At 50.2% G+C, this 9199-nt stretch carries 6 protein-coding genes and 1 riboswitch; of the genes, 1 reads left to right on the top strand and 5 read right to left on the bottom strand.

The genetic code is table 11. The features are described from left to right. Positions 1 to 1758, bottom strand: a 1758-nt coding sequence (locus ACR0P9_RS03770) for a BadF/BadG/BcrA/BcrD ATPase family protein (RefSeq protein WP_432617501.1), incomplete at its 3' end; no start/stop codon positions are given. Between the two features lie 240 nt (positions 1759 to 1998). Next, entirely contained in the window at positions 1999 to 3435 is a 1437-nt protein-coding gene (locus ACR0P9_RS03765; protein ID WP_432617500.1) for an AMP-binding protein, read from the bottom strand. Positions 3436 to 3625: 190 nt separating this feature from the next. Further along, positions 3626 to 3725: riboswitch (SAM riboswitch) on the top strand. An 85-nt stretch (positions 3726 to 3810) separates the two neighbouring features. Between ACR0P9_RS03765 and metK the strand changes: the two genes are divergently transcribed. Continuing rightward, a complete protein-coding gene (gene metK / locus ACR0P9_RS03760; protein WP_432617499.1) occupies positions 3811 to 4995 on the top strand; it encodes a methionine adenosyltransferase in 1185 nt (394 codons plus the stop codon). Between the two features lie 144 nt (positions 4996 to 5139). Here the strand turns inward: metK and ACR0P9_RS03755 are convergent, their stop codons facing one another. The 3 genes from ACR0P9_RS03755 to ACR0P9_RS03745 all read right to left on the bottom strand — a co-directional run bounded on the left by ACR0P9_RS03755 (position 5140) and on the right by ACR0P9_RS03745 (position 8830). Next, the gene (locus ACR0P9_RS03755) at positions 5140 to 6126 is read right to left on the bottom strand and encodes an ABC transporter permease subunit (RefSeq protein WP_432617498.1); all 987 of its coding nucleotides are present in this window, start codon (positions 6124 to 6126) and stop codon (positions 5140 to 5142) included. A 21-nt stretch (positions 6127 to 6147) separates the two neighbouring features. Next, entirely contained in the window at positions 6148 to 7668 is a 1521-nt protein-coding gene (locus ACR0P9_RS03750) for a sugar ABC transporter ATP-binding protein (protein WP_432617497.1), read from the bottom strand. A 136-nt stretch (positions 7669 to 7804) separates the two neighbouring features. Then, entirely contained in the window at positions 7805 to 8830 is a 1026-nt protein-coding gene (locus tag ACR0P9_RS03745; protein ID WP_432617496.1) for a substrate-binding domain-containing protein, read from the bottom strand. Between the last annotated feature and the right edge of the window lie 369 nt (positions 8831 to 9199).

Here is a 9199-nt window from a genome sequence, read left to right as displayed (position 1 = left end):
TTCCTTTTCATTTGCCATCGCGTGCAGTGCCGCGCCATAGGCACCCATCAAGCCTGAAATCACCGGACGGGTAACATTTCTGCCGATTTCCATCTCAAACGAACGCAGAATTGCATCGTTAAGGAAGGTACCGCCCTGTACGACAATATGTTTGCCCAAGTCATCCGGCGAATGTGCGCGGATAACCTTATACAGTGCATTTTTGACAACACTGACGGACAGACCAGCGGAAATTGCATCAATGCCTGCGCCGTCTTTCTGTGCCTGCTTGACCGACGAGTTCATAAATACGGTGCAGCGAGAGCCGAGATCAATCGGATGCTCTGCAAACAGACCCAAGCGGCAGAATTCCTCTATGCTGTATCCCATAGAACGGGCAAATGTCTCGATAAACGAACCGCAGCCAGAGGAACATGCCTCATTCAGAGAAATATTATCGATACAGTTGTTGGCAATCTTAAAGCACTTGATGTCCTGACCGCCAATATCAATGATAAAGTCAACATCCGGCTCGAAATGACGCGCTGCTTTAAAGTGCGCCATCGTCTCGACGAGACCATGATCGACACCGAACGCATTGAGAATCAGGGCTTCACCGTAGCCTGTGACGGCAGAGCCTGCAATGCGAATGCGGTCTCCGCACAATTCATACAGCTTGATGAGCTGTTCTCTGACGACATCGACCGGATTGCCCTTATTCGGGCTGTAATAATTAAACAGAATCTGATGGTCTTCGCCAATCAAGACAAGCTTTGTCGTTGTTGAGCCGCAGTCGATGCCCAGATACGCCTTGCCGCTGTACATCGTGACATTTTCCCGCATAATATCATGCGAATTATGTCGGCGGCGGAACTCGGTATATTCTTCCTCTCCGTGGAACAGCGGATCCAGTGTTGCCGTCTTGACGCGGATGTTTGCCGTCTTTTCCAACGTGTCCAGCAGTTCCTCATAGGTATACGTCTTCTCCGAAGTATCCTTTGCATAAACCGCCGCACCGGCAGCAATCGCATACGGTGCCAGCTCCGGAAAATGAGCGTGCTCATCAGACAGCTTCAAGGTCTCCTGAAAGCGCTTCTGTAAGCCCTTAAAGAAGAACAGCGGGCCGCCGAGGAAAACAACATCGCCTTCGATCTCACGACCCTGTGCCAGACCGGCAACCGTCTGATTGACAACTGCCTGGAAAATAGACGCTGCCACATCTTCCTTGCGTGCGCCCTCATTGAGCAGCGGCTGAATATCACTCTTCGCAAACACGCCGCAGCGCGATGCAATCGTGTAAATGCGCTCTGCTTTCAAAGACAGAGCGTCCAGCTCATTCGGCTGTACATCGAGCAGGACAGCCATCTGGTCAATAAAAGCACCCGTACCACCGGCACAGGAGCCATTCATTCGTTCCTCCAGCTGTCCGGTCAGGAACACAATCTTCGCATCTTCGCCGCCCAGCTCAATGACAACATCTGCCTTCGGCACAAAGGTTCCGACGCACTTTCTCGTCGCAAAAACTTCCTGTACGAAGTCCACACCACTTGCCTTTGCCACACCGAGACCAGCCGAGCCGGTAATTGCCACACAGATATTTGCCTCACCAATCACCTGCTTCGCGTCACGCAGCATTTCGCAGGCTTTTTCGCGCACCTTAGAAAAGTGACGCTCATATTTCCGATACAAAATTTCAAGGCGTCCAGTCGCATCATTTACGCCGGCCGCCACGAGTTTTACGGTTGTTGAACCGATGTCAATACCTAAATACACATTCATACAATAAATAACCTTTTTTCTTCTCGCTCTGTCAGCACAGCAGAGCTATGTGACTCACATGAATTAAAAACTATTAGTACCATATTACTCATTTTCAAAAAAATAGTCAACATTTCTGCCAGCAGTTCCCTATATTTTCTGATTCTTTTACAAAATTATAACACCGCACTCTCGGCATTGAGAACTATTTGCACAATCAAAAACGCCGACGATTTTCATCGCCGACGCTTTTGATTTGCATTACTCCAGCTGATCGCGATCCAGCTTGCCGTTTTCCGTCATCGGAAGAGAATCTACAATGCGGACAATGCCTGGAATCATGTGCGTCGGCAAATGCGGACGCGCAGCCGCACGGATCTGTCCCGGTGTCATCTCATGGCTGACAGTGACATAGGCAACCAAGTGACCATACCGTTCGACAACGCCGCAGCCGGTGACGCCGTGAATGCGCACCATATGATTTTCGACATCGCCCGGCTCAATGCGCACGCCGCGCACCTTAATCATGCCGTTCTTGCGATAGCTCCAATACAGCTTTCCTTCTTCTGTGACAAAACCAATATCACCGGTGCGGAAGGCAGGCTGTCCGTCAATCGTGCAGAATCCACCCTCGTCATCATTGGTATATCCACCGGTGACACTCTTGCCAATCAGGACGATTTCTCCCTCTTCGCCGACCGGAACATCCTCATTGCCCTTCATCACACGAATGGTTGTGCAGGCATCCTTGACAATGCCAACCGGCAGTCTGTCGTCGCACATATCATCGGTGATCTGTGCTGCGCAGACATTGCACGTCGCCTCTGTCGGACCATAGCCGTTGATAACCGTCAAATCCCCGTCAAAGCACTTGAGCAGGTGGCGCACCGTGCCCGGATGCAGCGACTCACCAGACAAATATACCACGCGCAGATTCGGCATCATCTTTCTGCCAAAGCTGTCGCTCTGCATCATAAAATGAACGAGCGTCGGCGGAAGCACCATCATCGCAGCGTTGGACTTGACGAGATGCGGATACAGCATGGTCAGATGCTGCTGAACCTCTGAGTTGGTCGTTACCAGCGTTCTGCCGTGCGTCAGCGCATAATAAATATCTGTCAGCGACAAATCAATAGAGAACATTGCCAGATTCAAAACGGTTCCTTCTTCTTCCGGCTTGAGCGGAATCGTCTTGTCCATCCAATCAATATAGTTGTTCAAATTGCCGCGTGTCGCCTGCACGCCCTTTGGATTGCCCGTGCTGCCGGATGTAAACGTAATATAGGCAAGCTGGTCATCCGAATACGTATCCGGCAGCTGTACCTCTTCCTCCGGCGGCTGATCCGATGCTGCCATAATATTTAAGGAGAGCGCCGAACCTGCACCGGCAAAGCCGCGGCCAACAGCACACAAAATCAAACCGGCATTTGCCTGCGAAGCAATCGCTTTGCGGCGGCCGACCGGCTGCTGCGGGCTGACCGGAATATACGGCACACCCGCGCGAAGACAGGCTACATAGGCCAATATCATGCTGTATTCCTTATGACCATATACAATAACACGCTTTGTGCCAGATGCGACAATATGCTTTGCCAGATTTTCCGATCTGCGATACAGCTCTCCATAGGTAATCGAACCGGAAGAGGAAGAAACCGCTACAACGTCCTCTGGCTGCTTATAAATTGTTGAAATATCCATTCGACTTCACTCCTGTCTTGCGTCCCGAACAACGTAACACAAAATAACTCTTGCTATTAAAAATCATACCATGCCGCGCGCATTCTTTCAACCAAATTTCCTGTATTTTCTTGCGAAACTTTGAAATTTATATAATTTTATCCTTGACAGACCGACAAAAAAGTATTAGGATAGTTGCATCAAGTAAATATCCTTATCAAGAGAGGTGGAGGGAACGGCCCTATGAAGCCCGGCAACCTACTATAGCAAGGTGCCAAATCCGGCGGTATTACCAGATCGAAAGATGAGGGAATCATTTCGGCGCTCTGTGTAATCGGCAGAAGCGCTTTTTTATTCGTTAATTCAAAACACATCTCATAGAAAGAAGGTATCCCAATGGGAAAGAACTTATTTACTTCCGAGTCCGTTACCGAAGGACATCCGGACAAAATCTGCGACCAGATCTCTGATGCAATTCTGGACGCAATCATCGCAAAGGATCCGACCGCTCGTGTCGCTTGTGAGACGACCGTAACCACCGGCATCATCTCCATCATGGGCGAGATTACCACCAACGCTGTTGTCGATTACGGCACCATCGCTCGTGAAACCGTTCGTGAGATCGGCTACGACCGCGCAAAGTTTGGTTTTGACTGCGACACCTGTGCTGTTGTCACCAGCATTGACAAGCAGTCTGCTGACATCGCTATGGGCGTTGACAAGGCACTGGAAACCAAGGAAGACGCCGCTCTCGACCTGACCAACGGCGCAGGCGATCAGGGCATGATGTTCGGCTATGCTTGCACCGAGACACCGGAGCTGATGCCGCTGCCGATTTCCCTGGCACAGAAGATGGCAAAGAAGCTGACCGACGTTCGCAAGGCTGGCACTGTTGACTATCTGCGTCCGGACGGCAAGACACAGGTTACCGTTGAGTATGACGAAAACAACAAGCCGATTCACATCGACACCGTTGTTCTGTCCACCCAGCACAATCCGGAAGTTACCCTGGAGCAGATCCGCAAGGATATGATTGAGCTGGTTATCAAGCCGACTCTGCCGGCTGACCTGTTCGACGAAAATACTCGTATTTTCGTCAATCCGACCGGCCGTTTTGTTATCGGCGGTCCGCAGGGTGACTCCGGTCTGACCGGCCGTAAGATCATCGTTGATACATACGGCGGCTCCGCACCGCACGGCGGCGGCGCATTCTCCGGCAAGGATCCGACCAAGGTTGACCGTTCTGCCGCTTACGCTGCTCGCTATGTCGCAAAGAACATCGTTGCTGCCGGTCTGGCTGACAAGTGCCAGGTACAGCTTGCATACGCTATCGGCGTAGCACAGCCTGTATCCATCCGTGTAGAGACCTTCGGCACCGGTACCGTTGCTGATTCCAAGCTGGAAGATGCTGTTGAGCAGGTATTCGATCTGCGTCCGACCGCTATCATCCGCGATCTGGATCTGCGCCGTCCGATTTACCGTCAGCTCGCTGCTTACGGCCATATGGGACGCACCGATCTGGGCGTTACTTGGGAGAAGACCGACCGTGTTGACGCACTGAAGGCTGCTGTTGCCGGTTAATCTTTCTCATAAAAAAACAGACAAGCGCGTGTATCTTCGGATACACGCGCTTTTTCTATACACAAATACCAAAGAGGCTGCAGACGAATCTGCAGCCTCCCTGTGTACAAGAGAATGAGAGTCTATGTTGTGTTGAATCAAAAATTACGGGCGAACTGCGTTCTTTCTCATATCAACAACTACCGATACAACGATAATCAAGCCCTTGATTACCTGTGTCAGGTTATCGTTAACACCCAGAAGAACGAGGCCGTTATTGATGATACCGAGAATCAGGATACCGGACAGTACACCGGACATACGGCAGATACCGCCTGTCTGAGAAGTACCACCGATGGTAGCTGCTGCGATAGCATCGAACTCGTACTGCAAGCCGTTGGTAGACGGGTCAGCAGAACCGGTACGTGCTGCCAGCATTGCGCCAGCCAGACCAGACAGAAGACCGCACCACATATAAGTGAGAATCAGGTTCTTCTCTACATTGATACCAGCTACGCGAGCTGCCTGACGGTTGCCGCCGATAGCGAAGATGTTCTTACCGAAGCGGCACTGGGTCATCATAAACCACGAAATGATAAATACAATTAAGAAGATAAATACAACCATTGGAACTCCGGCGACCTTATAAACGGCGAAGTTACGGAAGCTCTGATCCAGATTGGATACCGGCTTATTGGAGTACATCTTAGCCAAAGCTCGACAGATAAGCTGTGAACCCAACGTCGCGATAAACGGATGGATATGTGTGCAAGCAACCAGCCAGCCACAGATAATACCAACGATTGCGCCGATAATCATAGCAACGATGATACAAACAACTGCCGGCAGATGTACGCTAATCAGACGAGTCGGCAGATCAGCCTGCTGTGCGAGGGATGCGGATACTACAGCGGACAGAGCAGCTACAGCACCAGGACCCAGATCGATACCAGCGGACAGGATGCACCAGCAAACGCCGCAGGTAATGATGCCCTTCACGGACTCAGAAGAAATCAGCGTGGTCAGGTTGCCGACCGTCATAAACTTCGGACGAACCGCGGTCAGAGCAATTGCCAGAATAATCAGAACAAACCACATGGCGTTGTCTGACATGAATTTTTTGAAATCAAAGCCCTTTTTTGTTGCTTCCATTATGAGAGTCTCCCCTTTCTTTTACTTGGCAGTGGCGAAGTCGTTCTTTTCGCCGTGTGCATAGGTCAGCAGTTCCTGTGAATCAAACGGATCGCCGCCGTCACGGTTACGGTCGATGATGCCCATCATGTGACCCTCATACATAACCAGAATACGGTCAGCCATGCCGGATACTTCCGGAAGCTCGGAGGAAATCATGATGATTGCCTTACCTTCGCCTGCCAGCTGTGTAATAATCGAATGGATTTCAGATTTTGCGCCGACATCGATACCACGAGTTGGCTCGTCGACAATCAGGATGTCCGGATTCAGCAGCAGCCAACGTGCCAAAAGCACCTTCTGCTGGTTGCCACCGGACAGGTTCATAATGCGCTGACGCATCGACGGCGTCTTGGTGCGCATTGCCTGATTCCATTTGATTGCATCCTCTTCCATCTTCTTATGATTCTGGGGGAAACCATAATTTTTCAGGGATGCCATAACAGTATTTTCTGTAATATCAAGCAGTCCAAAGATACCATTGCCGCGGCGATCTTCGGTCAGAAGACCAATCGAGTTTGCAATTGCATCCTCCGGGCTCTTAATGTTAACTTCCTTGCCATTGAGGAAAATCTGACCAGCGGTCTTTTTACGCATACCGAAGATGGTCTCTACGACCTCGGTACGTCCTGCACCTACCAGACCCGCAAATCCGAAGATTTCGCCGCGGTGTACCTGGAAACTTACGTGCTCAAACGACTTGCCGGATGCCAGATCCTTAACCTCCAGAATAACATCACCGATTTCGCAGTCAACCTTCGGGAACATGTTGCCAACCTGACGGCCTACCATCATCTCTACAACCTTGTCTACGTTGAGGTTTTCTGCGCGGTCTGTGCCGATGTACTCACCGTCACGGAATACGCTGATGTCATCACTGATGCGGAAGATTTCTTCCATCTTATGAGAAATGTAGATAATTGCAACGTTCTTGGACTTCAGGTCCGCGATAATATCGAACAGATGCTCTACTTCCGTCTCAGTCAGAGCGGAGGTCGGCTCGTCCATGATTACGACCTTGGTATCATAGGATACTGCCTTTGCAATTTCTACCATCTGCTGCTGAGCAACCGTCAGATCTCTCATCATATCGTCCGGATTCAGCGCCAGATTCCACTTTTCAAACAGTTCTTTCGCTTCCTTGCGTGCCCGCTTGTGGTCACACATCAGCTTGTTCTTCATCGGGAAGCGGCCGAGCCACAGGTTCTCGCACACGGTACGATCCGGTACCGGAGAAAGTTCCTGATGGATCATGGTAATGCCCGCATTCATCGCTTGCAGCGGGCTCTTAAATTCTACTTCCTTGCCATCGAAGATAATCTTGCCAGAGGTGCACGGCTGAATGCCGATCAAACACTTCATCAGTGTCGATTTGCCTGCACCGTTCTCACCCATCAGGGTATGTACGGTACCTGGGCGAACGTTCAGCTGTACGCCTTTCAGAGCTCTTACGCCCGGAAATTCCTTGACAATGTCGTGCATTTCGAGGATATACTCACTCACGTTTGTGTTCACCCTGCCTTTCCTACCTTCTCACTTCTTAAATGAGGGCGTCAGACCATGTCCGACGCCCCCAACGTCTCAACTCGATACTTTGCGGTTATCCTTCTCTCTCAAAAATAACCGTTTTTCCTGCAAATTAGAGATAATCTGCTACGTTGTCCTTGGTTACCGGCTCAAACGGGATCCAAACGATGGAATCGCTGTAATCCTTGCCTGTGTCGTCCTTGGTGAACGAAGTGCCGTCGTTAGCAGCCTTGCCGTTGACGAGGTTCAGAGCAGCTTCGATGCAGCCCTTGCCCTGTCCCAGCGGATTCTGGTAAACGGTCATTGCCAGCTTGCCAGCCTGAACAGCTGCTGCGCCGTCCTTGGTGCAGTCGATACCAACAATCGGGAAGGATGTCGGATCAACGCCAGCTGCTTCACAAGCCTCGATTGCGCCGAGAGCCATTGCGTCGTTATTGGAAATGATGCAGTCAAATTCCTGTCCGGAAGTCAGAACCGGGCTGATCTTGTTCATAGCCTCTGCGCGGTCATACTTACCAGCCAGATCGACAACAGAAGTTGCCTTGATGCCTTCGTCTTCCAGTGCCTTCAGAACGCCTGCGCAGCGCTTGATCTGGGAAACCTGACCCAGCTCGCCCTGAAGCAGAATGTACTTGATTTCGGTCTTGCCCTGCTTCTTGAAGTAGTCAGCCAGATACTCGCCCTGGAAGTAACCAGAAGTATCCTCGTTGGAACCACAGAAACCAACGTTCTTTGCTGCGAGAACTTCCATATCAGACGGCGGACGGTTTACGAATACCAGCGGTGTGTCGCCAGCTGCATCTACGAGGGACTGTGCTGCATCGGAGTCTACCGGGTTCACGATAACAGCTTCGTCGCCGCCGTTTACTGCGGTCTCGATGTACTGAATCTGCTTGGCAGAGTCGTTCTGTGCGTCCTGAGAAGTCAGGGTGACACCAGCTTCTTCTGCTGCGGACATAGCCGCAGATTCCAGGGTGGACAGGAACTCATCACGAGTAGACATAATCAATGTCATGGTACCATTTTCACCGGAACCGCCAGAAGCCTTGGACTCGCCGCCAGACGATCCGCAGCCTGCCATCATGCCTGCGCAAGTTGCGCCAGCCAGGAGGACTGCCATCATTTTCTTCAGTTTCATAGTTTCTCTCCTCTTCTTTTCTGTCTTTTGCGTTTGGGATGACGCTCTCGACTTTTGATGTATTAAGAATAGCACCCAAATGTTACAATTGCAAGTATTTATTTGTTGATTTTGACCAAACACGAGTTTTTCATGCAATCCTCATAAGTTTTTTACAGCTTTTTTGTGCAACACCAACATATAATATATTGCTCGACTTTCTTTCCATTTTTTCTCGTTTCTTTTTCGTCTGTCTTTCATGGTAAATTATCGTCATTTCTTTGTATTATTTGGTATTTTCGTTCTTCTATTTTTATTTTTGCTCACATGGTTTTGATTTTTTGTCCCGTGCATCTTTGTACAATCTGTCGCTTCTTTTTTCTTTTTTCT

This window comes from Butyricicoccus sp., assembly GCF_050872565.1.
Classification (GTDB): Bacteria; Bacillota; Clostridia; order Oscillospirales; family Butyricicoccaceae; genus Butyricicoccus_A.
This window is presented reverse-complemented; position numbering and strand designations above follow the sequence as displayed.